This window comes from Mycolicibacterium sp. TUM20985 (genome assembly GCF_030295745.1).
GTDB lineage: Bacteria > Actinomycetota > Actinomycetes > Mycobacteriales > Mycobacteriaceae > Mycobacterium.
On sequence record NZ_AP027291.1, the window covers coordinates 2,551,549 to 2,576,805 of the forward strand.

Annotated in this window: 32 protein-coding genes and 1 pseudogene; 16 read left to right on the top strand and 17 right to left on the bottom strand. The window is 68.4% G+C overall.

Annotation, left to right across the window (positions count from 1 at the left end; all coding sequences use genetic code 11):
• The first annotated feature begins 76 nt into the window (after positions 1–76).
• Positions 77–2,695 (top strand): glycosyl hydrolase family 28-related protein, encoded by a 2,619-nt coding sequence (locus tag QUE68_RS12515; RefSeq protein ID WP_286275668.1) that lies wholly within the window; start codon positions 77–79, stop codon positions 2,693–2,695.
• Here the strand turns inward: QUE68_RS12515 and QUE68_RS12520 are convergent.
• The 4 genes from QUE68_RS12520 to QUE68_RS29620 all read right to left on the bottom strand — a co-directional run bounded on the left by QUE68_RS12520 (position 2,593) and on the right by QUE68_RS29620 (position 4,429).
• Entirely contained in the window at positions 2,593–3,024 is a 432-nt protein-coding gene (locus QUE68_RS12520; protein WP_286275992.1) for a hypothetical protein, read from the bottom strand. The genes QUE68_RS12515 and QUE68_RS12520 overlap by 103 nt on opposite strands.
• Positions 2,976–3,191: an HTH domain-containing protein gene (locus QUE68_RS12525; protein WP_286275669.1), complete on the bottom strand. Its 216-nt coding sequence runs from the start codon at positions 3,189–3,191 to the stop codon at positions 2,976–2,978. The genes QUE68_RS12520 and QUE68_RS12525 overlap by 49 nt, the downstream gene beginning before the upstream one ends.
• A 280-nt stretch (positions 3,192–3,471) precedes the next feature.
• Positions 3,472–4,074 (bottom strand): LGFP repeat-containing protein, encoded by a 603-nt coding sequence (locus QUE68_RS12530; RefSeq protein WP_286275670.1) that lies wholly within the window; start codon positions 4,072–4,074, stop codon positions 3,472–3,474.
• A 241-nt stretch (positions 4,075–4,315) separates the two neighbouring features.
• The gene (locus QUE68_RS29620; protein ID WP_455013447.1) at positions 4,316–4,429 is read right to left on the bottom strand and encodes a hypothetical protein; all 114 of its coding nucleotides are present in this window, start codon (positions 4,427–4,429) and stop codon (positions 4,316–4,318) included.
• A 260-nt stretch (positions 4,430–4,689) separates the two neighbouring features.
• Between QUE68_RS29620 and QUE68_RS12540 the strand changes: the two genes are divergently transcribed.
• From QUE68_RS12540 to QUE68_RS12555, 4 genes are all read left to right on the top strand, one after another.
• A complete protein-coding gene (locus tag QUE68_RS12540) occupies positions 4,690–5,220 on the top strand; it encodes a hypothetical protein (protein ID WP_286275671.1) in 531 nt (176 codons plus the stop codon).
• 68 nt (positions 5,221–5,288) lie between these two features.
• Complete coding sequence (locus QUE68_RS12545; protein ID WP_286275672.1) at positions 5,289–6,059, top strand: SDR family NAD(P)-dependent oxidoreductase; 771 nt, start codon at positions 5,289–5,291, stop codon at positions 6,057–6,059.
• Positions 6,060–6,137: 78 nt separating this feature from the next.
• The gene (locus tag QUE68_RS12550; RefSeq protein ID WP_286275673.1) at positions 6,138–6,707 is read left to right on the top strand and encodes an HD domain-containing protein; all 570 of its coding nucleotides are present in this window, start codon (positions 6,138–6,140) and stop codon (positions 6,705–6,707) included.
• A 35-nt stretch (positions 6,708–6,742) separates the two neighbouring features.
• Positions 6,743–7,165 (top strand): hypothetical protein, encoded by a 423-nt coding sequence (locus tag QUE68_RS12555; RefSeq protein WP_286275674.1) that lies wholly within the window; start codon positions 6,743–6,745, stop codon positions 7,163–7,165.
• A 16-nt stretch (positions 7,166–7,181) separates the two neighbouring features.
• Here QUE68_RS12555 and QUE68_RS12560 read toward each other — a convergent pair whose 3' ends face one another.
• Genes QUE68_RS12560 through QUE68_RS12570 form a run of 3 tightly spaced genes read right to left on the bottom strand, consistent with a single transcriptional unit; the run spans position 7,182 to position 8,342 of the window.
• Complete coding sequence (locus QUE68_RS12560) at positions 7,182–7,331, bottom strand: hypothetical protein (protein WP_284234113.1); 150 nt, start codon at positions 7,329–7,331, stop codon at positions 7,182–7,184.
• A gap of 29 nt (positions 7,332–7,360) precedes the next feature.
• A complete protein-coding gene (locus QUE68_RS12565; RefSeq protein WP_284226398.1) occupies positions 7,361–7,495 on the bottom strand; it encodes a DUF2256 domain-containing protein in 135 nt (44 codons plus the stop codon).
• A gap of 28 nt (positions 7,496–7,523) precedes the next feature.
• On the bottom strand, positions 7,524–8,342 hold the full coding sequence (locus QUE68_RS12570) for an ATP-grasp fold amidoligase family protein (protein ID WP_284234115.1): 819 nt from the start codon (positions 8,340–8,342) through the stop codon (positions 7,524–7,526).
• A gap of 131 nt (positions 8,343–8,473) precedes the next feature.
• Between QUE68_RS12570 and QUE68_RS12575 the strand changes: the two genes are divergently transcribed.
• The 3 genes from QUE68_RS12575 to QUE68_RS12585 are packed head-to-tail and all read left to right on the top strand — an operon-like array spanning position 8,474 to position 9,763.
• Positions 8,474–9,094 (top strand): FKBP-type peptidyl-prolyl cis-trans isomerase, encoded by a 621-nt coding sequence (locus QUE68_RS12575; protein ID WP_454786440.1) that lies wholly within the window; start codon positions 8,474–8,476, stop codon positions 9,092–9,094.
• A gap of 50 nt (positions 9,095–9,144) precedes the next feature.
• Positions 9,145–9,477, top strand: a complete 333-nt coding sequence (locus tag QUE68_RS12580; protein ID WP_284234117.1) for a hypothetical protein — start codon at positions 9,145–9,147, stop codon at positions 9,475–9,477.
• A gap of 34 nt (positions 9,478–9,511) precedes the next feature.
• Complete coding sequence (locus tag QUE68_RS12585; RefSeq protein WP_284226402.1) at positions 9,512–9,763, top strand: YdeI/OmpD-associated family protein; 252 nt, start codon at positions 9,512–9,514, stop codon at positions 9,761–9,763.
• Here the strand turns inward: QUE68_RS12585 and QUE68_RS12590 are convergent.
• From QUE68_RS12590 to QUE68_RS12620, 7 genes and pseudogenes are all read right to left on the bottom strand, one after another.
• A complete protein-coding gene (locus tag QUE68_RS12590) occupies positions 9,760–10,332 on the bottom strand; it encodes a hypothetical protein (RefSeq protein ID WP_284234119.1) in 573 nt (190 codons plus the stop codon). The genes QUE68_RS12585 and QUE68_RS12590 overlap by 4 nt on opposite strands.
• A gap of 91 nt (positions 10,333–10,423) precedes the next feature.
• Positions 10,424–10,792: pseudogene (locus QUE68_RS12595) on the bottom strand (RNA-binding S4 domain-containing protein); the annotation flags it as partial.
• Positions 10,792–11,733, bottom strand: a complete 942-nt coding sequence (locus QUE68_RS12600) for an LmeA family phospholipid-binding protein (protein WP_284234121.1) — start codon at positions 11,731–11,733, stop codon at positions 10,792–10,794. The gene QUE68_RS12600 and the pseudogene QUE68_RS12595, both read right to left, overlap by 1 nt.
• 41 nt (positions 11,734–11,774) lie before the next feature.
• Positions 11,775–12,938: a metallophosphoesterase gene (locus QUE68_RS12605; RefSeq protein WP_286275675.1), complete on the bottom strand. Its 1,164-nt coding sequence runs from the start codon at positions 12,936–12,938 to the stop codon at positions 11,775–11,777.
• Between the two features lie 4 nt (positions 12,939–12,942).
• Positions 12,943–13,707, bottom strand: a complete 765-nt coding sequence (gene ddaH / locus QUE68_RS12610) for a dimethylargininase (protein WP_284234125.1) — start codon at positions 13,705–13,707, stop codon at positions 12,943–12,945.
• A complete protein-coding gene (locus QUE68_RS12615) occupies positions 13,700–14,158 on the bottom strand; it encodes an SRPBCC family protein (RefSeq protein WP_284234127.1) in 459 nt (152 codons plus the stop codon). The genes ddaH and QUE68_RS12615 overlap by 8 nt, the downstream gene beginning before the upstream one ends.
• Complete coding sequence (locus tag QUE68_RS12620) at positions 14,155–14,487, bottom strand: ArsR/SmtB family transcription factor (protein WP_284226410.1); 333 nt, start codon at positions 14,485–14,487, stop codon at positions 14,155–14,157. The genes QUE68_RS12615 and QUE68_RS12620 overlap by 4 nt, the downstream gene beginning before the upstream one ends.
• A 40-nt stretch (positions 14,488–14,527) precedes the next feature.
• On the opposite strand from QUE68_RS12620, the gene QUE68_RS12625 reads away from it, so the two are divergent.
• The 5 genes from QUE68_RS12625 (at position 14,528) to QUE68_RS12645 (ending at position 19,678) form a co-directional block, all read left to right on the top strand.
• Entirely contained in the window at positions 14,528–15,280 is a 753-nt protein-coding gene (locus QUE68_RS12625) for a maleylpyruvate isomerase family mycothiol-dependent enzyme (protein WP_286275676.1), read from the top strand.
• Between the two features lie 94 nt (positions 15,281–15,374).
• On the top strand, positions 15,375–15,677 hold the full coding sequence (locus QUE68_RS12630; protein WP_454786251.1) for a hypothetical protein: 303 nt from the start codon (positions 15,375–15,377) through the stop codon (positions 15,675–15,677).
• A gap of 151 nt (positions 15,678–15,828) precedes the next feature.
• Positions 15,829–17,280 (top strand): LLM class flavin-dependent oxidoreductase, encoded by a 1,452-nt coding sequence (locus tag QUE68_RS12635; protein WP_286275677.1) that lies wholly within the window; start codon positions 15,829–15,831, stop codon positions 17,278–17,280.
• A gap of 11 nt (positions 17,281–17,291) precedes the next feature.
• Positions 17,292–18,461 (top strand): LLM class flavin-dependent oxidoreductase, encoded by a 1,170-nt coding sequence (locus tag QUE68_RS12640; protein WP_286275678.1) that lies wholly within the window; start codon positions 17,292–17,294, stop codon positions 18,459–18,461.
• Entirely contained in the window at positions 18,458–19,678 is a 1,221-nt protein-coding gene (locus tag QUE68_RS12645) for an SfnB family sulfur acquisition oxidoreductase (protein ID WP_286275679.1), read from the top strand. Before QUE68_RS12640 ends, QUE68_RS12645 begins: the two co-directional genes overlap by 4 nt.
• Here the strand turns inward: QUE68_RS12645 and QUE68_RS12650 are convergent, their stop codons facing one another.
• Positions 19,679–21,511 carry a fatty acyl-AMP ligase gene (locus QUE68_RS12650; protein WP_286275680.1) on the bottom strand — a complete coding sequence of 611 codons (1,833 nt, stop codon included), beginning with the start codon at positions 21,509–21,511 and terminating at the stop codon, positions 19,679–19,681.
• Positions 21,512–21,575: 64 nt separating this feature from the next.
• The gene (locus QUE68_RS12655) at positions 21,576–22,595 is read right to left on the bottom strand and encodes an NADP-dependent oxidoreductase (protein ID WP_286275681.1); all 1,020 of its coding nucleotides are present in this window, start codon (positions 22,593–22,595) and stop codon (positions 21,576–21,578) included.
• A gap of 115 nt (positions 22,596–22,710) precedes the next feature.
• On the opposite strand from QUE68_RS12655, the gene QUE68_RS12660 reads away from it, so the two are divergent.
• Together QUE68_RS12660 and QUE68_RS12665 are read left to right on the top strand one after the other, a co-directional pair.
• Positions 22,711–23,100, top strand: a complete 390-nt coding sequence (locus tag QUE68_RS12660; RefSeq protein WP_286275682.1) for a TA system antitoxin ParD family protein — start codon at positions 22,711–22,713, stop codon at positions 23,098–23,100.
• 7 nt (positions 23,101–23,107) lie between these two features.
• Positions 23,108–23,686, top strand: a complete 579-nt coding sequence (locus QUE68_RS12665) for a zeta toxin family protein (RefSeq protein ID WP_286275683.1) — start codon at positions 23,108–23,110, stop codon at positions 23,684–23,686.
• Between the two features lie 3 nt (positions 23,687–23,689).
• Here QUE68_RS12665 and ripD read toward each other — a convergent pair whose 3' ends face one another.
• Positions 23,690–24,301, bottom strand: a complete 612-nt coding sequence (ripD, locus tag QUE68_RS12670; protein ID WP_286275684.1) for an NlpC/P60 family peptidoglycan-binding protein RipD — start codon at positions 24,299–24,301, stop codon at positions 23,690–23,692.
• A gap of 186 nt (positions 24,302–24,487) precedes the next feature.
• Between ripD and tenA the strand changes: the two genes are divergently transcribed.
• Positions 24,488–25,165, top strand: coding sequence for a thiaminase II (gene tenA / locus QUE68_RS12675; RefSeq protein WP_286275685.1), 678 nt, complete (start codon positions 24,488–24,490; stop codon positions 25,163–25,165).
• Positions 25,166–25,257: the final 92 nt, after the last annotated feature.

A 25,257-nucleotide genomic window follows, 5' to 3' on the forward strand; every position in this document is an offset into this window, starting at 1 on the left:
TGGTTGCTGGGGCACAATTGCGCTTACGCGAGTGACGATTTTATCCGGGGGCCGATCGGTGAATGAACGTACAGGCATGATCCTGATGGTGGGGGCGGCGTCCATCGGGCTCGCACTGACCACTGGTGACGGGATTGCGGTGGCCGAACCATCGGCGACGAACTCGGCGGAATCTGGTCCCTCCTCATCGACCGATTCGTCTCCGTCGACGGCCGGAAGCACGCACACCCACGCCAGCGGCGGCCCCAGCACGGCGATGGGCGCATCCAGCGATCCGAAGGGGCAAGCTACTTCAAGCGGAATAGGCGTTGAAGACGCTGGCGCTGATGCAAGCGAGTCGACTCCCGGCACCGAACGAGCCGCCGGTTCCAGCGCCGACGACGACGATGACTCGACGGGTGACGCGGGCACCGACGCCGGTGCCAAACACCACCGATCCGGTGCTGTGAAGTCCAGTCCTGTTGCGAAGGGCACAGTTTCGCCGCCCGAACGCGACCGCGCCGACTCGTCGGTGAACCCGCGACCTCAGGCGCCCGCCGTGCACGATGAGGGGCCGGCGGAGACCCCTACCGCCGTCGACGCCGTCTCGTCCACTCCATCGGATCTGGTGACCAAACCCCAGCCATCGGTGGCGGCCGTTCCCGAGCAGGTGCCGACAGCGGCGACGGTTCCACCGTCAGACCCCAGCCCGGCTCATCAGGTGGTGACGGCACCGGACGGGGTCATCGCCGGCGTCGCCAACTTGCTCGGCACACCGGGTGCACCAGCTCCGGTCGAGCCCCCGTCGGTGTGGACCGTCCTGGCGTGGGTTCAACGCCAGGTTGCCGAGATGGTGGCCGCTCCCATGGCGTCGCGGCAGATCGCGGCATCCAAGAGCACCACCGCCACCACCATCGCGACCGTCACCACCATCAACGTCAAGGAGTACGGAGCGGTCGGAGACGGCATCACCGATGACTCGGCCGCCATCAAGGCTGCGGTTGCCGCCTTGACGTCCGGCGAACGCCTCTATCTCCCCTTGGGAGATTACCGATTCGCCCAACAACACCCCGTCGGTGAGGCCGCGATCGTGCTGGCGGGCCTGTCGAACGTGACCGTCGAATTCGAGCCGGGGGCTCGGCTGCTGATGGACAACCTCGACTCGAACGGGTACGGGACGAGTCACGGCATCCGCGTGCAGGGGGCGGCGTCGCACGTAGCGATCCTGAACCCGACGATCGAATGGGTCACCAGGCCCTCGGCGCGGAGCTTCGGCGACGGCATCTCGGTCCTCGGCTGGCCATCGGACTCCCCGCCCCCGGCTGGCTGGGTCGGCTCGACGGGAACGGTCGACTTCGTGTCGATCATCAACGGGCGGACCGTCAACGCCCCGCAGGCTGGAGCCGTAATCATGGGGGCCTCCGACGTCACGGTCACTAACTTCACGGCGATCGGTACTTTGGCCGACGGGCTGCACTTCAACGCCGATCGCCGCGTCACCGTCGACGGCCTCGTCGCCGTGAACACCGGTGACGACGGGCTGGCCTTCGTCACCTACTACGACCCGAGCCAACTCTGGACCTACGGCCCCACCGACGGCCCCTTCAATCAGGCCGGCGTCGGCGCATGGAACAACGGCGGCTCGGTCGCCTCGCACATCTTCGTCACGGGCGGCCGCGCGAACGGCGTCCGCGTGCAGGGCGGTTATGACATCACCATCAGTGACATCACGGTGACCGACAAGGACTTCGGCATCCAACTCAACTCGGCGAAGGCTACCGGGCCCGGGGACTGGACGAGCCTGGCCTCGCGTGACGTTCACTTCTCTAACGTGACCATTGATGGTGCCCAGACCGCAATAGTATTGGCCACCAACAACATCGATGGTACCGAGGACCCCATGTGGTGGGACTTCGCTGGTTCGTCGATCAGTGACGTCACGATCACCGGCGCCAAGAACTGGTCGCTCGCGGTGGAGACGCCCGCCACTATCACCAGCAAGTTCGCTGGAATCACACTGCGGCACATTCGTGCCGAGAGCATGGCGGCCGATGGACCGTTCGGCGGCGGCAACGGAGGAATCCTGCTCGCGTCGTTGCACGACTCGGTGATCGATGACGTGCAGCTGGTCTCGGATCACTCGGGCGACATCAACTTGCTCGGCGCGGGGCAACTGCGCTCTGCTCTCTCCGCCGAGGATCTGCCGTCATCCAACCTCGACGTGAATGATCTCGTCCTGCGGGGACCCGGCCGCATCCTCATTCAAGACATCGCGGGCGTGCACTTCGGGAACGTGGCGTCTTATGGCGCGGACTCGAGCGCAGTGATCCTCTACCGCGTCAAGGGCGCGTCGTTCGACCACATCGGTGCATACATGCCCGGACGGGGTAGCGGTGAGGGCTACGGCGTGCGCCTGCTGCAGGTGTTCGACATCGGCATTCAAGACATCGAGGTGACCATCGACGACCACATCGGAACCACCTGGTGGGCAATCGAACTCGGCGGGGGAATCCCGACCGGGGACATCGCGGGCAGAGGCGTGCGGATCGCGAACGTCACCTACGTCAGCGAACGGGACGCCACCGGGTCCGACATCGTCTGGCAGGGCGGACCCTACGGCCCGGTGGACTGGTTCATCCAGGCCACCTGGCGCCACGGTGGCGAGGCCACGCCGCAGTGGCGGTCGGCGCTGTACGGCGACACCAGTCCGGTCTGAGCCCAGCACAGCCATCGCTCGGCTACCCACGCCCGGAAGCGCGGCGCGCCCCAACAGCCGAGCGCGATCGCTTCGGGAATCAGCGAGATCGCCGCCTCGGACCACGGTTGAGCATCGATGACGAACACCGACGCCAACGCCTCATCGACTGGCGCGAGCTGATCCTCGCGGCTGATCGCGAGGACCTTGGCCCGCGCCCGACGCGCCGCCGCACCATACGGCGAGTTCTCCAGCAAACCAAGCCCTGCGAGCACCGCCAGCGACTCCGGCACCGAGAGATTCAGCGGCGGCAGTGAGTGTTCCCGCAGGATCGAATACCCGCGCGACACCCCGTAGTCGGCGTAGATCGGAACCCCCGCAAGCTGGATGGACTGGATGCCAGCTCAATCGTGCGCTTCGACACCTCGAACTCCTCCGAGAGCCGAGCGGCCGACAATGGCCGGCGTGATCCCCGCAGCAGATCGACCAGCGCGTACAACCGCTCGGCTCGCCTCATGAGTGTGAGTGTCCCCCAGTCTCAGGTGAGGTGCGCGCGTGTCCCATTGACCGACCACACCTCGCGGATCAGCCCATCGTCGGTGAAGTCGAAGACATCGATCCCGCCCACGGCAAGATCCCCGACCTGCATGTTCCAGAGCATCCGCTGAGAGGTCACCCCCCCGGGCACACCACGGTACCGAGCAGTCCCCCGGTGTGTCTGACGATGACTTCCGAAGTGCCCTAGGGACTTTCGCCAAGCCGCCTGCTCAGCTGCGAGTGAACCTGCGCGCCGTGCATCAGAGCCCGGAAGGTACGACCTTGCCGTTGACCGTCACCTCGACCTGATCCGTCTTCGCGTCGTACTCGATCTTGCCGTGTTCGAAGGTCGTCACGAGGAGATCGCCGACGGTGTTCTCGTCGCTGGTGGGCGCGCCCAGCGGGCCCACTGAGCCGTTTTCGCCGGTGACCGCAGGCAAGCCCTCAGGGTCGCGCTGGACATTCCAGGCCTCGCGGATCCTGCCCCAGGTGATGTATCCAGGCGTACCCGCTTCGTCGTTCTTGGCAGTAATCACGCCGCCCTGGAACTGCTGGAACACCACACCACTCTCCCGTGCGCCCGCATTGCGGTCACCCGTCAGTGGCTTGCCGAGGGCCTGCCGCTGATTCTCGGTTGCCGACGCGTACTTGGCCGCAATCGGACCGGTCAGCGTCACCTCGACGTCTCTCTCCCCGGTGAGCTTCACTTCGGTGGGCGGGGCTTGAGTCTCGGAGGTGACGATCAGCTCGACCTGCGGCGGCGCCGACGCGTCGACATTTCCGCCATTGCTGCAGCCGACGGTGATCAATGCGACGACGGCCAGGCCGACGACTGCCGTGTGGCGGTATGCGATCGTCCTCATGGGACTCACTCTCGCGTCTTCCTTCGGTACGGGTCAAATCTCGGCGGAATCGCCAGCCATGCGGTCCCCGACCCGGCCGGACTGAAGGGTGGGCTATCCGTGGGTGCATGAAGCTCGGTTGCCGACGTCTCTTGGCTGGCCCATGACGCCAACACGGCCAGATTGTCAAAGGCCGGGCCCTCCCGCAGGTGCGGTGTAGACATTCAAATGCAGGCCAGGTTCGGTGGGCACGTCCATGGACTCAAGATTCGAGTCGGCGGGCCCACCACCGCTGCCGGAATAGCTCACTGCACGTTGATAATTCGCCCGGCAACGCGATGAGCCCCTCGTCGTGGGGATTACGGCCCACTTCCATACGCAACGTGGCTGCCGCATTCCGCGCCACCTGGCGATCACTCCCCCGGCCTCTGTGCGTCCAGTGGGGGCCGAAGCATGCCGTAGCAACTCGCGTAATTCCCCACTGAGTCACGGGGGCGCACGTCTGGTGGCGACCCCCACGATTGCAATTTCGATTAGGGGGAACCCATCTGGCACCGGTTCTCGTCAATCGACGATGAGCCGAGCGACCCTCCGCGCCAAGTGCGCGAGAGCTCCGACGAAGAAGAGAGCCACATCATGACCACCTCAGACCCGCGGGAACCGACCGACTCCACGACTTCCGACACCGGCGCCGACCTGGAGGTCGACCACGCCGCCTTGGATGAGCCGCGCGGTAACTGGCAGGCCGCACAGGACGCGGCGGCCCATGCCGAGAATCAGCTCTCCCTCGTGTTGGGACGGCTCGAGGACAATGCCGAACGCCGCACCGCCGACGAGGCCGCGCTGCAAGCCGCGATCGACCAGCAGGCCGAACTCAAGCGCGCGATCAAGACGGCGGGTGAACAGCGGGAAACGCTGCGCAAGGCGCGAAGCAAGGCCCAACGCGAAGTGGAAGAGGCACGCAAGCGCGCCCAAGCCGCCGAGGCGAAGTACGACGAGGCTCTCCTCGTCGAGGTGCTCGCCGCGCAGAAGAGCAAGGATCTGTCTGCGTCCGATAGCCAGTCGGAGGCAGTGCATGACGAAACCGATGGCGTGGCGACACCTCTCGCGCCGTCGTCTGCTCAGACGACGGCCGCAGCGGTGACGGCTCGCAACGCGGGCGCCTAGCTCACGTCGTCCAAGGCGGTGCAGGCGTTCCGATCACCCGACTGAGTGATTCCAGGAGGTAGGCGATCATGGCTCGCTTCGAGGACAGGGTTGCGATCGTGACGGGCGCGGGGGCGCCGAACGGCATCGGCGCCGAAATCGCCCGCCAACTGGTCGAGGAGGGCGCCCGGGTGGTCATGGGCGCGACGTCGGACCGCATTCACGAGCGCTCAGCCGAACTGGGCCCGGCGGCGGTAGGCGTGATCGCCGACCTCACCGTGGACGGTGCAGCCGACACACTCGTGCGAGCCGCGTTGCAGAAGTGGGGGCGGCTCGACGTGTTGGTCAACAACGCAGGCATGACGTCTGTCTCGGCTGGTTGGGACGCCGACGACGAGGTGGCAGACCTGTCTCTGGCCGACTGGGAAGCCGCGATCTCACGGAACCTGACCACCGCGTTTCTCGCCTGCAAAGCAGCGATCCCGGTGATGCGCGCGGCGGGCTACGGCCGCATCGTGTCGATCGGATCTACCACCGGGACGGTCAACGCGATGCCGGGCCAGTCGACCTACACTGCCGCCAAGGCTGGCCTCGTCGGGCTGACGCAGGCGCTGGCGCTAGAGGTCGTCACCTCCGGGATCACCGTGAATGTCGTTGCGCCGGGCTATGTCTCGACAGGATCGCAGCTGGCCTTCGAAGCTGATGCTGCCGCCGCGGGCCCGATCGGGCGCAGCGGCACGCCACATGAGATCGCCGCCTGCGTGCTGTTTCTCGCTCACGAATCAGCCTCGTTCGTCACCGGCTCGGTGTTGGTGGCCGACGGGGGACACAACCTTCCCGAGACGTGGAACGCGCGCTGATCGGCTCGGCTCCCCGACCCGCGGTCGCCGCCAATCACCGCTAGATTTGACGCAGAAGTCCGACGGAAGGATCCGCCCATGAGCGTGCAGACACGTGCCACCTACCGCACGATGGACGAGGGCACCGCGGAGGACTACGCCCTCATCGAGCGGGCAGAAGAGGCCAACAACGCTGGACTGGTCCCCCGCGTCCTCGCCCTGGTAGAGGCGCTCGCCGATGGACAGCAGGCGTATCCGATCAGTCGGCTCGAGCACACCCTGCAATCGGCGACCCGTGCCGTCGATGACGGACGTTCGGATCAGTACGTCGCCGCCGCGCTCCTGCACGACATCGGTGACACGTATGCACCGCACGCCCATGGCGCCTTCGCGGCCGCCGTCATCGCGCCTTACGTGTCCGAACGGCTCGCCTGGATCGTCAAGGTGCATCCCGAGTTTCAGCAGTATTACTACGCCCCTCACATGGGTGGTGTGCGGGATGCCCGGGAGAAGTACCGCGGGCACCAATGGTTCGACGACTGCGTCGAGTTCTGCGAGAAGTACGACCAGAACTGCTTCGACGTGGACTTCGAGCACCGTCCGCTCGAGTTCTTTCGATCGATCGTCGAGCGCGTGTTCGCGCGCGAACCGTGGACTGCCACCGACTGACCGATCTGTCGCACGACGACGCGGCCGGACGCATAATGAACGCCGTGATCAAGTCACTCGCCCCGGCCCACGACGATTCCACCGCCGTGGCCGGGTCCGTGGGGACGGTCAGCAGCGCGGTAGTCGCCGGCTCGGCGGGCACCGTGGCGAGCACCGTGGTGGCCGGCTCCGCTGGCACCGTGGCCAGCGCCGGTGTGGTGAGTTCTGCGGCTACGGTGGCGAGTACGGCAGTGGCGGGCTCGATGGCCACCGCTGCCAGCGCAGCCGTCTCCGGAAGCATGGTCATCACGATGTGCGTCGCCATGGCTGGATGCATCGCCTGCGTCGCGTGCGGATTCTGCAAGAAGTGCGTCGCCTGCGTGGGTTGCGTCCGTTGCTTCGACTGCGTGGGCTGTATCGGCTGCTACGACTGCACCGGTCTGCGTTTCGCGTTCGGGAAGCGCGACGTTCATGCCTGACCGCGGCTAGGCGGACCTAGGTATTGAAGTCCGGCAGTGGGTTGTCGGCCGCGGCCTGTTCCGGTGTCACCTCGTCGTCGCGTTCGTCGGACTGCTGTTGGCGGGTCACCTCGGCGGCGTGCCGCAGGTTCTCGCCGGTGTTCTCCACGTGGTCGGGTGTGCTCATGACGAAGGCATACCCGTAGCGGCGCGATCCTATGTGGCCGCACGTCTACAGCGCTCCGAGCAATAGACGACCTGCTCCCACTGTCCGCGGGCGCGCCACTTCTTGCGGTTCGCGAACGGTCGCTGGCACACGACGCAGAGCTTCTGCTCGGTGTTCTTCTGCACGATCTCCCTCAGCTCCCCGTGCCGTCGTTCACTGGTAGCGCCGCGGAACCGTCCACGGTCTGCCGAACTCCTCGTCGAAGCGTTCGGGATCGAACGGGCTGTCGCCCCCGGCGGGAAAGCTCGTCAACTCACCGAACACCACGCGTCCATCGACGTCGTAGAGATCGACCCGTACGAAGTCGGTGTCGGCGCCGAGCCGTTCGGCCAGACCGATCATCTCGTCGAGGCAGGCCGGCCTGGGGGGCCGCGGATCGGCCCACGGCGAACCGCCGCTGAGCGGGAGGTGCTCCCAATCGGGGTGGAAGAAGTCCTGCGTCCGACGACCGAACCGCCCGCCGTCGACCTCGACGAAGCAGCAGCGGCCGTGAAACACGAAGAGCTTGTAGTCGTCCGGTATCTCGCCGTCCGCCCCGGCGAGCATCTCCTCGACGATCACTTGCCGAGGCACCTGGCCGTACACCCACTCCCGGTTCGGGCCCTGCCCGTAGAGCTGCGCCAACCAGCCTTCGGCGATGCGGATGACGTCGTCCCGGGACGCGTGCTCGGGCAAGACGTGTCGGTACACCCAACTCCCCGGCTCGGTCGGCAGGCGCGCGTCCCGCGGTGCGCGTTCGGAGACGACGATGGCCGCGCCGCTGCCATGCGTCGGCTTGACCACGTAGGCGTCGGGCAGTGTCGTCTCGCGCAGCGATCCGGGTTTCGCGGTGATGGAGTACGCGTGCGGAAGATATTGAGCGCCAACGGTGTTCGATACGTAATCACGCACCCCCGCCTTGTCGGCGAAGGTGACGACGAGCTGTCGACGATCACGCAACATCTTGTAGCGCACCTTCTCGCGAAAGGTCACGGGGCGGCGCGTGCGCCAGAGGCGAACTCCGCGTACTACTCTGCTCCGCTCGCGCCAGCGGACGCCGTCAGTCACGTGCCCAGGCTACGGCCGGGCGCGACACGGCTGCGGGCGGATGTAGCGTGGCGACCGTGAATTCATCTCGCAGGTCCACCTCCGTTGCGTTCGTGGCATGTGCCGCACCGCTGGTCATCATGCTCGCCGCGTGCGGCTCCGACGCGGACGCCGAACCGGCCACGGCCGGCAGCTCGTCCACCGTCGCGGCACCAGGCCCCGCGCCCGCGGCCGACGCCACGTGTCCGACGGCTGCGCCCGTGGCAGGTGGCCAACCCGAGTGGACGTTAGCCGGGACGACCGGGACCCTTGCGGTGACCGGATCGACCGACGCCGCAGCGCCGGAGGTCAAGGTCGAGGGACCGTTCAGCGTGGCCGAGACCCAGGTCCACACCCTGCAGGCCGGTAACGGCCCGGTCGTCACGGACACCGCGGTGGTCAACGTCTGCTACATGGGTGTCAACGGACGCGACGGCGCCGTGTTCGACAGCAGCTACCAACGCGGTGAGCCCGCGGAGTTCCCGCTCGACGGGGTCGTGCCGGGCTTCCAGAAGGCGATCGCCGGGCAGAACGTCGGATCGACCGTCGCGGTCGCGATGGCCCCCGCCGACGGCTACCCCGAGGGTCAGCCCGCAGCAGGCATCCAAAAGGGCGACTCGCTAGTCTTCGCGATCAAGATCCTGGGCGTCACCGGCTGAGTTTGGCCCATCCGCCCCGCTCACCACGGTTCGTCGGGAAGACTCCGGACATGAGTATCCGACGCACCGCTCTGGCAGTCGTCTGGGTGGGTGCCGTGGTCATCGGAGGCGCGGGAACTGCAGGGGCTGCGCCTCCCCCGCCGACCCCGCAGCAGGACAGTGCGGAGTGGACCGTCACCGACGGCTACTTCGTCAAGCAGATCGCCTGCACGCCGGATACACCCGGTGATCCGGTGGCCATCACCTGGGATGCCCCCGGATTCATCCCGTGGCTCGGTGGGACGGGGATGATCCACGACGCCAACCCCCAGCTGGGCGGTCAGTTCTCGACCCACTGGGTGCCGGTGCCCGGCTACTGGGACGTGGCGTACGAGTTCTGCTGACGACGGTGTTCACGCGATCGCTAACCTATGGCCCATGACCGATGACCGCGTGCCCGGCGGCGTCGTGCACGACTTGCCCGACGACCTCCACGGCGCATTGATCGCCAACGACACCGCACTCGACGCGTGGAAGGACATCACACCCCTGGCGCGCAATGAGTTCATCTGCTGGGTCGAGGACGCCAAGCAGGCGAAGACCAGGGAACGCCGGATCCGTCGGACCCAGGAGGAATTAGAGGAAGGCAAGCGCCGGCCGTGCTGTTGGCCGGGGTGCAAGCACCGCTAGGGGACGATCGGTGGTGCCGCCGGATCGACGGGTGCCGGTGCCTCGACGCCGGGGGGCGGCGGGCCGTTCAGCGGGTAGTACCCGGGCGGCAAAGCGGGTCCGCCGGTGTTGGGGGCGGCCTGGACCGGTGCCGTATTGGACTCGGGGTAGTTCAGCGAGACGAATCCGGGCGGCAGTGGTGGCGGCGGGCCGGCGCCAGGCGGCGGCGGCGCCCCGGCGGGCATGCCGTCGGGCGAATCGCCAACGCCGTACGGGTCCTTCGCCTGATGCCAGGCGTCCTTGATGAATCCCAGGGGACCGGAACCCGAGCCGTAGGACTGGTTCGCGATCTCCGGCACCATCGGCGCACCGACGGGTGGAGGTGCGGGCGGGGCGTCTCCCCCGGCAACGAGTTGCTGGGCCGGCGCTGGCGGCGGCGGCGCATCGGGAGCACCCGGTACCGGCGTGAAGGGCACTTCTGGGTCGGCTGCGGCCTGGGCGGCCATCGCCAGCGACCCGCCGGCGATGAGCATGCCCGCGAAGACGAGCTTTGCGGCGTTGGCGGCTATGACCCGCTGTCCTTCAGTCATGTATCCCGTTCGTCCTCTCCGATGGCGCTGCGTCATCGTCCCACACATCGACGTCGAGCGACCCGACATCGTTGCCCAGAACGGGTCCGGCCTGGCTGGCCCGCCACCTGTCGAGCGCTCGCCGGTCCCGCTTCGTGGGTCGACCGGCGCCTCGCTCACGGAACGCGACCGGCACCGTGACGGCCGTCGGAGGGGGCGCGGGCGTGCGATCGAGGAAGCACGTCACGGCGTCGGCGGCACCGACGCGCTTCTGGATGACCCGCACCACTTCGACGATCCGCGTGGTCTCCCCGACGCGCGCCCGCACCTCGTCACCGGGTGACACCGTCGTCGACGGCTTCGCCGGGCGATCGTTGATCCTGACGTGACCGCCCCGGCACGCGGCGGCGGCGTCGGGTCTGGTCTTGGTCAACCGAACGGCCCACAGCCACCGGTCCACGCGTGTCGATTCGGGGGTCATCAGAGCCGGGCGAAGCAGGCGTCGGCGTCGTCGCGGGGAATCGAGGCGTCCCGTGTCGAGAACGTGCCGACGACGCCGGTGGCCGTCACCTGCACGCTGTCGGCATGAATGCCGAGCGGGTACTGCGCGTTCAGCTTGGCGGTCAAGTCGTCGAGCGCGGTCTGCACGGCGTCCTTCGCCAGCGGACCGGTGACGTCGAGGACCTGCAGGGCGAGGTCGCCGTCGGTCACCACCGGCTTCGCCGTGACGGTGATGCTCCCGGCCTCCAGGTTGAGCGTGCCCGCGGCGGCGTCGGTGGTCACCGCGGTGACCAGGTTGCCCACTCCGGGCAGGTTGGCGGCGACGGTGTCCTTGATGCCAGCGGCCGTCCACGTCAACGTGGCGTCCAGGGAACCGATCGTGCCCTTGGAGTCCGAGGTGCCCTGCAACCGGACGTCGGAGACGGTGACGTCGGCCTGCATGCCCTTCGCGTCCTGCACGTTGTCGCCGTCGGTGGCGACCGAGATGTTGGTGTAGTGGCCGGTGACGTGCTGCCACAGGAACGGCGGATTGACGCCGAACGAGACCGTCGCCCCGTCCCTGACGACGCATTCGGCGACGTCGACCAGGAGGGCGTCCACTCGGTGTCTCGCATACAGCTCGGCACCGGCCAGACCGCCGACGACGATGGCCAGCACGATGATCGCGATGAGGGCGAGTGACAGCGGTTCGCGCAGCCACGACCGCTTCTTGTTCGGCGGATCGTCGGTGGGGGGCGGCGGGACGACGGGTCGAGGGCTCCGCGGGATTCGCTCGGTGGGGACGGCGTCATCCGGGCGGCGGAACCGCTCGGTGGGCGGTTCGGGTCGCGGGGGGCGCGGAATCCGCCGGGTCGGGGCATCGGGACGGACGGGTTCACGCCGCTCCCCCGGTCGCCAGGGACCCTGCGGCGGTGTCGTCACCCCACCGATTGTGCCCCACGCCGGCCCGGCCAGGGCCGGTGTCAGGTCCGGGTGTCGAGGGAGATCACGCTGATGTCGGGCGGCGCACCGACTCGGACCGGCGGGCCCCAGTAGCCGGCTCCGCGCGTTACGTACAGCTGGGTGTCGTCCACGGCGGACAACCCGGCCAGCGCCGGTTGCACGGCGCCGACGATGTAGTGGAAGGGCCACATCTGGCCGCCATGGGTGTGACCGGACAACTGGAGGTCGACGCCCCGCTCGGCGGCCTTGGTCACCTGCACCGGTTGGTGGGCGAGCAGGACCGTCGGCCGGGACGGGTCCACGCCTGCGAGGGCGCGGTCGAAGTCGGGTGGGTCCCCCTCGGAGGCGCCTGCCACGTCGTTGACCCCGGCCAGGTCGAAGGCCGCGGCACCCCGACGAATCACGGTGTTCTCGTTGCGGAGCGGCTGTACCCCCAGCCGCTCGAGCTCGCGTAGCCAGGACGATGGATCCTCGACGAAGTACTCGTGGTTGCCCGTGACGAAGAACGAGCCTTCTCGGGACGTCAAGTCCCGCAACGGTTCTGCAGCAGATCCGAGTTCGGCGACCGTTCCGTCGACCAGGTCGCCGACGATCGCGATGAGATCGGGTTCGGTCTCGTTGATCATCCGGACGATTCGTTCGGTGTGCGCCCGTCCGGCCAGCGGGCCCAGATGGATGTCGGACACCACGGCGATCCGAAACCCGTTGAACGCCGGGTCGATCCGGCGCAGGCGCACCGGTACGTGCAACACGTTGGGCGGGCCGAGCGCGTTGGCCGCGCCGAATCCGACCACGCCGACGGATGCGGCGCCGGCCGCCACCGCCCCGGCCCGCGCGAGGAACAGCCGGCGGTTGACGCCCTGGGGCCCGGTGGGCGCCTCGGGTGCCTCGGGTGCCGACCAGCGCCGCAACGCCCAATGGGCCGGCTCCAGCACGAGAAGGCTCAGGAACAGATAGACGATCAGACCGAACCACAGATAGCCGGGCCAGGTGAACCAGGCCGACGCGGTGTACCCAAGCCGGTCCGGAAGGGTCAGTGCGGCGATCAGCAATGCCGCCAGTGCGATCAGCAGGCCGGTGAGGAGCCAGCGCATCGGCCCGGCGGCGGTCGTGTCCTTGACCATCCGCTTCCACACGTAGACGTGCATCAGCCCGAGGACCGTGCTCAAGACGACGAAGAACATCGGGTCAGCGCACCCGCACGCTCAGGCAGGTGACGCAGCCCTCGAGCTTCTCGTATTCCGAGACGTCGACGAGTTCGAGCCGGTAGCCGCGATCGGCGAACATCGCGGCCGTGCGGGGCGCCGCGGAACTCATCAGCAGCAGGTCGTCGTCGAGGATCACCACATGGGCGCCGGGTTCCTCGGGGACGGCGAGGAACGTCGGGAACAGGCCGGGATCGTCGACGACGGGTGCGTACCCGATCACGGTGCCGTCGGGCAGCGCCGTGACCGCGCTCTTCAGGTGCAGCGCACGGGTGAGTGGCACCGGGGTGACGGTGTAGCCGCGGGGTGCGACGAGGCGGGCCAGCTGCTCGATCGCCGGCGCATCGGTGGTGCCGCTGAGCCCGACGTACACGTGCGGGCCGATCTTCAGCACGTCACCACCGTCCAGCGTGCCCTCGGTGATCGCGGCTGCCTCGAACCCGAGATCCTCCACCGTGCGCCGCACCGCGGTGACCTCTGGATTGCGGGCGGGTTGCCGGGGATTGGTGAACACCGCCAGGTCGCCGAACATCACCACGGTGTCCTCGACGAAGACGCAGTCGGGCATCGTGTCGTCGGCGTCGATCACCACCGTGGGCCAACCGCTGCGGTGCAACGCCGCCACGTAGCCGTCCCACTGCCGCTTGGCGAGTTCGAGCTCGACGGGGTGGCGCTCGATGAACGTGACGATGCCGTCGGCCAAGGTCTGCGCCGGTCGACGCACCAGCGCGTACGGACGATCAGGCACGCCGCGTCACCTCGGTGTCCTGGCACAGATGGGCGGCGAGCTGATCGGCCGTGGCGGTCCACCCGTACCGATGGTCCTCGAGTGCCTCGGGTGGCAGCAGCGAATGCTCGATCGACATCAGCGTCCGGTCGTCGCCGAGCGGTTCGAAGGCGACGTTGACGATGCTGACCGCCGTCGGATCCTGCCAGCCCGAGTGGCTCCAGGTGAAGCGCAGCAGGCGGGGCCGATCGATGGCCAGGAAGTGTCCGATGATGAGCGTCACGTGCCCCAGCCGGTCGACGTCGAAACGTACCGTGCCCCCGACGCGGGGCTCGACGTCGATCGCGACGCACCGTGCCGGACGCGGACACATCCAGTCCGCCAACGACTCCGGGTCCAGCCACTCGTCGAACACCACCTCCGGCGTCGCAGGCATGACGCGCTGCACGCGGGCGGTCGCCACCTCGCTCACCGTGTCCCCCGCTTCCGTCGTAGGCGGTCCGAAAGCGCATCGGCACGCGCCGACCAGAAGTCCGTCTGCTCACCGATCCACTGCTGAGCCGCGCTCAGCCCGTCGGGTTGCAAGGAGAACCAGTGCTCGCGGCCGCGCACCTCGCGGCGCACCAGGCCGGCAGATTCCAGGACACCGACGTGACGTGACACGCCCGCGAATGTCATCGGCAACGGAGCGGCCAGATCGGTCAGCCGGGCGTCGCCCCGGCGCAGCGCCTCCAGGAGGGCGCGGCGCGTGGGATCGGCGAGGGCGGAGTAGGTCCGGTCGAGCAACTGATCTTCAACCACCCTGTTGACTATACCCACGGTTCCGTGGTGTGCTTCCGTCATGAAACATTCAACAGATGTGTTGAACGACGACACGGTCCGCCCCGAAACCGTTGTCGCGCAGGCAAGGATCGTCTCGGCGCAGGAGTGGCAGGTAGCCGATCCGCGCCTGATCGCGCAGCAGTACCAGAAGACGCGTGAACGCGTCGTCGGGCTCCTCGCCGACCCCGACGCCGACTGGACCGCACCGGTCGCTACATGTCCCGGATGGTCGGTCCGCGACGTCGTGGCGCACCTCGCCGCCGTGGCCGAGGACATCTCCGCCGGGACGCTGACGGGTGCCCCGACCGACGAGCAGACCGCCGCTCAGGTCGCGCGGTTCGACGGGCACGACCACGAGGGAATAGTCGCGGCGTGGACCGCAGCCGCGGGACGGCTGGACCGGAACGCCGCAGCGTCGGGTGTAGCTCCCCCGCTGGCCGACGCGGTCTGCCACGAGCACGACGTGCGCCACGCCCTGGGGCGGCCGGGCGCCAGAGATTCCGACGCGGTCTGGTCCGCCACCGAGCAGCTACTCACCATGTTGGTCACGCCCCGACCACTGCGGGTGATCGTCGAAGACGCCGAGTACGTCAGTGGCCCGGACGGGCCGGACGAAGTAATGCTTCGGACGACGCGTTTCGAGGCGGTGCGCTGGCGGACGGGCCGCCGCAGCCGTGCGCAGCTCGCGGCCATGAACTGGTCCGACGATCCAACGGAGGTCCTCGATCACCTCTATCTGTTCGGGCCGGCACGGCGCGACATCGCCGAATGACGGCTGCGGGTACGGGTGCGGAAGACCCGGCAGCGGCGCGCACGGGTTAAGGTGAACGCGAGTCGGCCGAATCGGTGGGAGCAAAATGATCAACGTGAAGCGCGGAATGCTGGTCGTCGGCTGTGCCGTCGCATTCGCCGCCGCCCCTCTGGTCGCCGCCTCGCCGGCTGCCGCTAAGGACTGCCCGTACGGCACGGTGCCCACCAAGTTCGAGGGCGTGTGCGTTCAGGGCCAGGCCGGCGGATTCGGCGCCCCCGGCGTCGTCGTACCGCCGCAGGCCTCGATGCCCGGCGCCGTCGTCGACGAGAACTTCAATGGCTACGGCTCCGTGAACGGCATCCCCTGCACGCCCGGCAACGTGGGCAAGTGCATCGCCCTGCAGCAGAGCCAGGGCTAGGCGCCGACCCTCTGGCCCGTCAAGCGACCGGGCCGACATATCTCGAGTAACCCGCGCCTGCGTGATGGCGCGCGGGGAGACGAGATCGTCGTTTCGATCGCCCTGAGGTAAAGCAGTGACTTGTCGCGGCGCGGCCGCGAGGCTTCTGCCAGTGACCCGATCCATTCGCTTCAACGCCTTCGACATGAACTGCGTCGCCCACCAGTCCCCCGGCCTGTGGCGACACCCGCAGGACCGCTCCTCGGAGTACAAGGATCTGGCCTACTGGGCCGATCTGGCGAGACTCCTCGAGCGAGGCCGGTTCGACGGGCTCTTCATCGCCGATGTGCTTGGCACCTATGACGTTTACGGTGCCAGCGATGAGGCTGCCATCCGGCAGGCCGCGCAGATCCCGGTCAACGATCCGCTCCTGCTGGTGTCGGCGATGGCGGTGGTGACCGAGCACCTCGGCTTCGGCGTCACCACGGGCACTGGGTTCGAGCACCCGTACCCGTTCGCGCGCCGCGTCTCGACCCTCGACCACCTCACCAAGGGCCGGGTGGGCTGGAACGTGGTCACCGGCTACCTGCCTGCGGCCGCCCGCAACATGGGGCAGACCGATCAACCGGCTCACGACGCCCGCTACGACCACGCCGACGAGTACCTCGAGGTGCTCTACAAGCTGTGGGAGGGCTCGTGGGAGGACGACGCGGTGCTCCGCGACCGTGAGCGCGGCGTCTTCACCGACCCCGACAAGGTGCACCACATCGGCCACGAGGGAACGCATTTCACCGTTCCGGGCATCCACCTGTCCGAACCGTCCCCGCAGCGGACGCCTGTCATCTTCCAGGCCGGGGCGTCTCCACGCGGGGTGCGGTTCGCCGCCGAGAACGCCGAGGCCATCTTCACCGCCGCGCCGACGAAGGCGATCCTGCGCGAGACGGTCACCACGATCCGCCGCGAGCTCGAGCTGGCGGGCCGTGATCCCTACTCGGCCAAGATCTTCAACCTGACCACCGTCATCACGGCCGGCACCGACGAGGAGGCGCGCGCCAAGCACGCCGAATACCTGTCCTACGGCGATCCCGAGGGCGCGTTGGTGTTCATGTCCGGGTGGATGGGGGTCGATCTGGCGAGTTACGGCCTCGACGAGCCGATCGGGAACGTCGACTCCAATGCCATCCTGTCCGCGGTGAAGGCGTTCCAGTCCGCCGATCCCGACGGTGGCGAATGGGCCGTCCGCGACATCGCCAACTGGGGCAAGATCGGTGGCATGGGGCCTCTGATCGTCGGCTCGGGTGACCGGGTCGCCGACGTGCTGCAGGAATGGGTCTCCGAGACCGACGTCGACGGCTTCAACCTGGCGTACGCGATCACGCCGGGGACGTTCGCCGACTTCATCGATCACGTGGTCCCCGTGCTGACGGCCCGCGGCGCCTACCAGTCTGAGTACGCGCCGGGAACTTTGCGCAACAAGCTGTTTGGCCGTGGTGACCGACTGCCCGAGGAACACCGCGGCTCGCGGTACCGTGTGGGCGGTCCTTCCTCCACGATCGTCGACCGCCCGACCACCGTGCCCTCGTCATCGTCTTCGGCGACATCGCAGCCGACCGCCAGCCGCTAGGAGTTCCTCCCATGCCCGTCAAGCTGCACTGGTTCCTCCCCACCTACGGTGACAGCCGACTGATCGTCGGGGGTGGGCACGGCACTCCCGCCGGGGCTGCCCACAGTGACCGGGATGCGTCGATCGACTATCTCGGCTCGATCGTGCGCGCGGCCGAGTCGTTCGGGTTCACCGGTGCCCTGATCCCCACCGGAGCCTGGTGCGAGGACGCGTTCATCACCGCCGCGCTGCTGGCGCGGGAGACGACGTCGCTGGCCTTCCTGGTGGCACTGCGGCCCGGTCTCGTCAGCCCCACCCTGTCCGCGCAGATGACGGCCACGTTCGCGCGGCACGCCCCCGGCCGGATCCTGATCAACGTCGTCGTCGGCGGTGAGGCGCACGAGCAGCGGGCCTTCGGCGATCACCTGGACAAGGACGCCCGCTACGAGCGGTGTGACGAATACCTCGACGTCGTCCGCCGCCTGTGGGCCGGCGAGACGGTGACCACGGACGGCGTGCACATCCAGGTCGAGGAGGCGTCCCTGGCGACGTTGCCGAATCCCTTGCCGCCGTTGTACTTTGGAGGAAGCTCGCCCGCCGCCGGTCCGGTCGCGGCCCGTCACGCCGACGTCTACCTGACCTGGGGCGAACCGCCGGAAGCGGTGCGGGACAAGATCGAATGGATCCGCGGTCTGGCCGCCGAGCAGGGCCGCCGGGTGCGCTTCGGCATTCGGCTGCACACCATCTCGCGGGACACCGCCGACGAGGCCTGGGCACAGGCGGACAAGCTCGTCGGTGCGCTCGACGACGAGACCGTCCGCGCGGCGCAGGCTGGGCTGAGCCGCAGCCAGTCCGAGGGTCAGCGCCGGATGTTGGCACTGCACGAGGCCAACCGTGCCAACGGATCCTGGCACGACGCCCGCAGTCTCGAGATCGCGCCGAATCTCTGGGCGGGGGTCGGTCTGGTGCGGGGTGGGGCTGGGACGGCGCTGGTGGGGAGTCACACCGACGTCGCCGATCGGATCGCCGAGTACGCCGAAATCGGCATCGACGAGTTCATCTTCTCGGGCTATCCGCATCTCGAGGAGCTCTACTGGTTCGGCGAGGGCGTGGTTCCGGTGCTGCGTGAGCGCGGACTGTTCGACGCCGGCCGCGTCGATTCAGCGCCCGCCTCGATCCCCTTCTTGGGCACCGCGCGGTGAGTGCACCGGCCGCAGTGGATCATTCGACCTCGGCGGCCGACGCCGTCGCGGTGGCGGAACGGCTGTCCGCACGGTTCGCGGAGGAGGCGGGCACCCGTGACGCCGGACGAGAGCTACCGCACGAACAGGTCCTGGCGCTGAAGGAGTCCGGGCTGCTGGCCCTCTCGGTGCCCGCCGAGTACGGCGGCGTCGACGCCCCGGCGATCGTCCTCGCGGAGGTGTTCCGATCGCTGGCCCACGCCGACCCGTCGGTCGCGCAGATTCCGCACTCGCACTTCACGTTTCTCGAAGCCCTCCGGTTGCAGGGGACGCCAGGACAGAAGACGTTCTTCTACGGCATCGTCTCGGCGGGTGGGCTGCTGGCCAACGCCCAGTCCGAGCGGGGCCCCCACCCGATCGACGTCGACGCCACCACGCTCACCGCGACCGACTCCGGTGACTACGTGCTGAGCGGCCGCAAGTTCTACGCCACCGGATCGCTCTTCGCCGACTGGCTAATCGTGCGGGCGTCGCTCGCGGACGGCTCGGGTGACGCACCGACGTCGGCCACCCCCAAGGCGGTGGCCTTCGTTCCGCGCGATGCGCCAGGACTGCAGATCGTCGACGACTGGGACGGCATGGGTCAGCGCACCACGGCGTCGGGCACCGTCACCCTCGACGACGTCGTGGTGCCCGCCGCGCACGTCGTCCCCTTCAGCCCGATCTTCGCCGAACCGACCGTGTACGGCGCGCGGGCGCAGCTGCTGCATGCGGCCATCGACGTCGGCATCGCGACCGGCGCGCTCGCCGAGGGCATTCGCCAGAGTGCGAAGGCCCGCCCGCACTTCGAGGCGGGGGTCGACGCCGCCGCGGAGGATCCGACCGTCGTCGCGATGGCCGGGGAGCTCTACGTCACCGTGTGCGGTGCCCAGGCCTTGCTCGCTGACGCCGCCCGGCAGGTCGATGCCGCCCGCGCCGACCTGACGGCCGACTCGGCCGCAGCGGCGTCGGTGGCGGTGTCGGTGGCCAAGGTGGCGGCGGTACGGGCTTCGCTCGAGGCGTCCTCGGTGCTGTTCGATCTTGGCGGCACGCGAAGTGCCTCGGAGGCGGGGAATCTGGCCCGCTACTGGCGTGACGCCCGCACGCACACCCTGCACGACCCGAGCCGCTGGAAGGTGCAGCACATCGGTCGGTACGTACTCTCGGGCACCCGGCCCCCGCGCCACGGCCAGATCTAGCTACGACCAGGCGCCGGCGAGGTATTCGGCGCGACAGGCTCGGCGTGCCAGCTTGCCGCTGGTGGTGCGCGGAATGGCCCCGGCGGGCAGGATCTTCACGTCCTGCAGCGAAAGTCCATGGTGGTGAAGCACTTCCGACCGGATGGCGTCGAGGGCCGCTGCCGGATCGGCGCGGCTGCTACCCGCCGCACGCTCGGCGATGACGACCAGACGCTTACCGTCCGCGGTGGGGATCGGGAACGCCGCGACGTAACCGCGCCGGACCGTCGATGAGGCGTCCGCCGCGGTGGCTTCGACGTCCTGCGGGTAGAAGTTGCGGCCGTCGATCACGATGTGGTCGGCGATGCGACCGGTGATGAACAGCTCACCATCGAGATGGAAACCCAAATCCCCGGTGCGCAGCCAATTCGCTTCGGACGGCACTCCCCCGGCATGGCTGCCCGATGGCTGCCGGGACAGCAGCTTGGCGCCGAACGTCCGACGCGTCTCCTCTGGCAGGCCCCAATAGCCGCGGCCGATGTTGTTGCCGTACAACCACATTTCGCCGACCTGCCCGTCGGGCAACTCCGCGCCGGTCTCGGGGTCGACCACCACCGCCCATTCGCTGCGGGCGACCTGACCCAACGACACGTGCCCGACGGCGTACGGGGTGTCGGGTGCCACGGCGACCGCCTGCCCGGCGGCGAGCCGGTCACGATCGAAGTAGACGACGGTCGCCTCGGCGGTGGGCGCGGTGGTCGAGATGAACAGCGTCGCCTCGGCGATGCCGTAGGAGGGCTTGATCGCCGTGGGCCGCAACCCATGTGGGGCAAACGCCTGGTTGAACATCGTGATCGCCTCGATGCTGACCGGTTCCGAACCGATGATGAGCACCACGTTGCTCAAGTCGACGTCGTCTCCCGGTGCGGGCAGGCCCCGCTGGGCGGTCCACTCGTAAGCGAAGTTGGGTGCGGCAGTGACGACATTGCCGCGCCGCGACCCGTCGGACAGGGCACGGATCCATCGCTGCGGTCGGCGGATGAACGCCGTCGGCGACATCAACGTGGAGTGTCCGCCGTAGACCGCGGGAAAGCCGATCATCGAGAGGCCCATATCGTGGTAAAGCGGTAACCAGCTGACGCCGTGGGTGTTTCGGTTCAGCAGGTCGATCGACAGGATCATCTGGATCAGGTTGGTGCCCACTGCCCGGTGGGTGATCTCCACGCCGACGGGTGGGCGCGTCGACCCCGACGTGTACTGGAGATGGGAGATGTCGGCCACGTCGACGTCGACCGGGACGAAGCCGTCGCCGTCGGCGTCCGCGATCCGGTCGATGACCGCGATCTGCGGTCGCTGCGCACGCGGCAGCGTGTCCAGGAATGACTCGACGGATTCCAGCACCGCAGCCGTGACCAGCACGACGGCAGGCCGCGAATCGCGAAGTGCCGTATCGAGGCGCTCGGCATGGCCGGGCAGCTCGGGGGCGAAGAGTGGTACGGCGATGTTGCCCGACTTGATCGACGCGAAGAACCCCGCGACGTAGTCGAGACCCTGTGGGGCGAGGATCGCGACCCGGTCCCCCCGGGATGCGACCGACTGAAGGTGCGCCCCGATGGCACGCATGCGGACGCCGAGCTGTGCCCAGGTCAACTCGAGTGCCTGACCCTCGTCGGCGCGGGTGAAGTCGAGGTAGCGGTAAGCCACGGCGTCCCCGACGTGCGCGATGTTGCGGTCGATCAACGAGGACAACGTCACACCCGGCGGCAGCGCGACACCGCCGTCGGGGGTGAGGCAGTCCTCGATGCGCAGCAGCCCACGGGGGGCGAGGTACTCCTGCTGAGAACCGCGAGACATGGCGTCATTCTAAGCGGCCCAACGGATTGCGAGGTCGGTCCGACGGGTGTCAGGCCGTGCTCCCTCAGCTGGGGTCGCCCACCTTGACCAGCATCTTGCCGATGTTGGCGCCGGTGAACAGCCCGTTGAGGGCGTCGACGCACGACTCGAGGCCCTCGAAGATCGTCTCGCGGTGGACCAGCAGCCCCTGTTCCTCCCAGCCGCGCAGCGCGGCGAACGCCTCGTCGAACCGGCCCCACTCGTCGAGTGCGTTGAAGCCCTGCATGGATGCGGTCTTGGCCAGGATGTTGACGTAGTTGGCCGGTCCCGGATGCTCACCGGTCAGATAACTGGAGATGACGCCGCAGAGGACGACCCTGGCCTTGGGCGCAAGGCGGCCCAGCACCGCGTCGAGGATCGGCCCACCGACGTTGTCGAAGTAAACGTCGACCCCGCGCGGACAGTGCTGCTTCAGGGCGGCCGACAGGTTGCCCTGGCGGTAGTCGATGCAGGCGTCGAACCCGAAGTCCTCGACGACCGCCCGGCACTTGTCCGGGCCGCCCGCGATGCCCACGACGCGAGCGCCCGCGATCTTGGCGATCTGACCGGCCACCGATCCGGTGGCACCCGCGGCGGCCGACACCACCACGGTGTTGCCCTCCCGGGGTTGGCCGACGTCGTGCATCCCGAAGTAGGCCGTCGCCCCCGTCGGCCCGTAGATCGACATCACCGCCGGCTGGTCGACGTCCGCCATCCCGGTCACCGGCGTGCAGAAGATGTCGTCACGGACGATGACGTACTCCTGGAAACCCGACAGGGTGGTGACGACGTCGCCGACGGCGTAGGCGTCACAACGGGATTCCACCACTTCCCCGATGCCGGCCGCCCGGATCACCTCGCCGAGTTGGACGGGGGGTAGATATCCCGGTTGGTCGTCGAGCCACGTCCGGGCGGCAGCGTCGATGCCCACGTACGTCGTGCGCACGAGGGCCTCGCCCTCCTCGGGTCGCGGCGCGGCGCTGCTGATCAGTTCGGTGTCGCCCGCGTCGATCAGACCCCTCGGACGGTGACGCAGGACGATCTGGCGGTTCGTCAGGTCGGGCACGAGGGTGAAACTACCGAACCGTGCCGTCGCACGGGGCCGAAGCGGGAAGCCTGCCTAAATACATCGCGTAACATTCTGCTACCGGGTGTAGCATTTTGTAACAGGAGGTGCCGTCATGTCGGAAGTCGCCGATCGAGTCACCCGTTTCGCTGCCGACCTCGTCGACAGCGCCGAAGCCGAGGGTGCCCGCCAGAGTAGGTCGACCAAACAGCAGCTGGACCACTGGGTGCGGGTCGGACGCGCAGTGTCGAGCCAGCAGACCGCCGCCCGTCGGCGGGTCGAGGCCGCACTGGCGGGTCAGCTTCCGTTGGCAGAGCTGACGGTCGAGGAGGGCGTGGTGTTCAACGCGGAGATCGCCGCCGGCATCGACGAGAGCCTGTCCCGCACCGACTACGGCCGGGTTCTCGCCGGCCGCGGGATCACGACCGTGGCCCTCGACGGCGACGGCAACATCGTCGAACACCGCCCGGATGGGACCTCGACCGTGTTGACCGGCGCCACGTGACCGCGGTGTGAACCGTCTCGACCTGGTGGTCGGTCCGAACGGCGCGGGCAAGTCGACGTTCGTGGAGTTGACCCTCGCGCCGCTCCTGCCGAGAAGTGTCTTCGTCAACGCCGACGAGATCGCCAGGCAACGCTGGCCCGACGAGCCCGCGTCACACGCCTATGACGCCGCCAGGATCGCGGCCGACACCCGGTCGGCGCTCATCGACTCGCACGTGTCGTTCATCGCCGAGACCGTCTTCTCGCACCCATCGAAACTCGAGCTCATCGCGACTGCCCACACCGCGGGCTACACGATCGCGTTGCACGCGTTGATGATTCCCGAGGACCTCGCGGTCGAGCGGGTCGCCTACCGGGTGCAGGCGGGTGGGCACGCCGTGCCGCCGGACAAGATCCGCGAACGGTACCGCCGGCTGTGGTCGCACGTCGCCGAGGCCGTCGCCCGCTGCGACACCGCCGTCGTCTACGACGGCAGCGGCCACCGAGGCCCGCGCATCGTCGCCCAGCTCAGCGGCGGCAACGTGATCGGTGCGCCGTCGTGGCCCGCGTGGGCACCGCACGAACTAGCGAAGCGCTGGCCCGCCTGAGCATCACGCGATGATGCGGCCCAGGTACGGGGTCATGTTGTTGGTGCGCACCGGGGAGACCTTGACGACGGGGTCGGTGGCCTCCACCATCTGGCCGTTGCCGATGAACAAGGCGACGCTCTGCGCGCCGTCGACACCGTAGAAGATGAGGTCGCCGGGAAGGGCCTGGCTCGGCGCCACCTTCTGGGCCACCTTGTACTGCTCGCCGGACGAGCGCGGCAGCTTGATGCCAGCGCCCGCGTAGGCGTAGACGACGATGCCCGAGGCGTCGAAACCGACGACGCTGGCGGCCGGCGCCGGGGTCAGGGCCGGGGCCGTGCCGATGATCGTCGAACCCGGTGCGCCGCCGAAGATGCCGCCGCGGGGATCTGGCGTGTTCGCGAGTTGTTCGGTGGCGAGCTCGTCGCCGCTCCTCGAGCCACTGCCGAGGGTGGGGCCGCTGGCGTCGCCGCCACCGTAGGAGAACGGGATGCCACGTTGCGAGAGGGCTCGGGTGATCACCAGATCGACGGCCTGCTGGTTGCGTGCGGGCCGCGTGTACGGGTCGGCGGTGGCCAGTCCAGGCGTCACCGCCAGCAGAGCCAGGCTGATCGCTAGGGCATAGAGGCGTTTCATCGGTCTTCCATTTCTCGTCGAGCCAACAGTGCACTTTCTACTACCTCTCAACGTCGACGATCCAATTGCAGAGTCGCTCAACGCCAATGAGCCGCCATACCGTGACCGAACGGTGACGGGCGCGGCCGGACAGGGCCCCAAATGCGTTGGTGCCGCCGAGGATCGGCGCCCGGTAGGTTTCGTGTCATGAGCACGCAACCCCGCACCTGGTCGGATCGACTCTGGAACGACATCGAACCGACGTTCGCAGCGATCCTCGCCCATCCCTTCGTCACCGGTCTGACCGACGGCACCCTGGACGCGGGCGCCTTCGCCCACTACGTCGCACAGGACGTGCACTACCTGCGGGACTACGCGCGGGCGTTGGCGATCGTCGGCGCCAAGGCGCCCACCTTGGCGGACACGGCGATGTTCGCGCGCCACGCCGCCGAGGTGTTCGACGTCGAGCTCAGCCTGCACGACACGCTGCTGCCCGCCCTCGGTCTCGATCCGGCCACGGTGGGCGGTGCGCGGATCATGCCGACCACGCAGGCGTACAACAGCTATCTTCTGGCCACCACCTACGGCGGAAGTTTCGCCGAGGGTCTGGCCGCGATCCTGCCCTGCTACTGGATCTACGCGCGGGTCGGCACCGCGCTCGCGGACCGCGGCTCCCCCGATCCGCGGTTCCAAAGCTGGATCGACAGCTACGGCGGCGAGGACTTCGGCGAGACGGTGGCCCGGGTGCTCGAGCTCACCGACCGCATCGGCACCGAGCTGAACCCGGCCGAGGAGCTCGCCGCCCGCGCCCACTTCGTGACGACGGCGCGTTACGAGTGGATGTTCTTCGACGCCGCCCATCGCCGCGAGGACTGGCCGGTGTGAGCCAACCGGTGACGAATTCCGGGTTCGCATGACTCCGGCGGTCAGACGGAGGACGATCCAAGTAGGAGTCCATCGGACCCCGTCAGCCCCGT

Bases quoted from the DNA above. Each gene is read 5' to 3' on its own strand.
- QUE68_RS12555 (WP_286275674.1), top strand. From the start codon at position 6,743: ATGAACGCCGTGATCAAGTCACTCGCCCCGGCCCACGACGATTCCACC.
- QUE68_RS12525 (WP_286275669.1), bottom strand. From the start codon at position 3,191: ATGAGGCGAGCCGAGCGGTTGTACGCGCTGGTCGATCTGCTGCGGGGA.
- QUE68_RS12585 (WP_284226402.1), top strand. From the start codon at position 9,512: ATGACCGATGACCGCGTGCCCGGCGGCGTCGTGCACGACTTGCCCGAC.
- QUE68_RS12560 (WP_284234113.1), bottom strand. From the start codon at position 7,331: ATGAGCACACCCGACCACGTGGAGAACACCGGCGAGAACCTGCGGCAC.
- QUE68_RS12625 (WP_286275676.1), top strand. From the start codon at position 14,528: ATGAAACATTCAACAGATGTGTTGAACGACGACACGGTCCGCCCCGAA.
- QUE68_RS12640 (WP_286275678.1), top strand. From the start codon at position 17,292: ATGCCCGTCAAGCTGCACTGGTTCCTCCCCACCTACGGTGACAGCCGA.
- tenA (WP_286275685.1), top strand. From the start codon at position 24,488: ATGAGCACGCAACCCCGCACCTGGTCGGATCGACTCTGGAACGACATC.
- QUE68_RS12605 (WP_286275675.1), bottom strand. From the start codon at position 12,938: ATGTTCTTCGTCGTCTTGAGCACGGTCCTCGGGCTGATGCACGTCTAC.
- QUE68_RS12530 (WP_286275670.1), bottom strand. From the start codon at position 4,074: ATGAGGACGATCGCATACCGCCACACGGCAGTCGTCGGCCTGGCCGTC.
- QUE68_RS29620 (WP_455013447.1), bottom strand. From the start codon at position 4,429: ATGGAAGTGGGCCGTAATCCCCACGACGAGGGGCTCATCGCGTTGCCG.
- ripD (WP_286275684.1), bottom strand. From the start codon at position 24,301: ATGAAACGCCTCTATGCCCTAGCGATCAGCCTGGCTCTGCTGGCGGTG.
- QUE68_RS12660 (WP_286275682.1), top strand. From the start codon at position 22,711: ATGTCGGAAGTCGCCGATCGAGTCACCCGTTTCGCTGCCGACCTCGTC.
- QUE68_RS12515 (WP_286275668.1), top strand. From the start codon at position 77: ATGATCCTGATGGTGGGGGCGGCGTCCATCGGGCTCGCACTGACCACT.
- QUE68_RS12650 (WP_286275680.1), bottom strand. From the start codon at position 21,511: ATGTCTCGCGGTTCTCAGCAGGAGTACCTCGCCCCCCGTGGGCTGCTG.
- QUE68_RS12590 (WP_284234119.1), bottom strand. From the start codon at position 10,332: ATGACTGAAGGACAGCGGGTCATAGCCGCCAACGCCGCAAAGCTCGTC.
- QUE68_RS12580 (WP_284234117.1), top strand. From the start codon at position 9,145: ATGAGTATCCGACGCACCGCTCTGGCAGTCGTCTGGGTGGGTGCCGTG.
- QUE68_RS12545 (WP_286275672.1), top strand. From the start codon at position 5,289: ATGGCTCGCTTCGAGGACAGGGTTGCGATCGTGACGGGCGCGGGGGCG.
- QUE68_RS12550 (WP_286275673.1), top strand. From the start codon at position 6,138: ATGAGCGTGCAGACACGTGCCACCTACCGCACGATGGACGAGGGCACC.
- QUE68_RS12540 (WP_286275671.1), top strand. From the start codon at position 4,690: ATGACCACCTCAGACCCGCGGGAACCGACCGACTCCACGACTTCCGAC.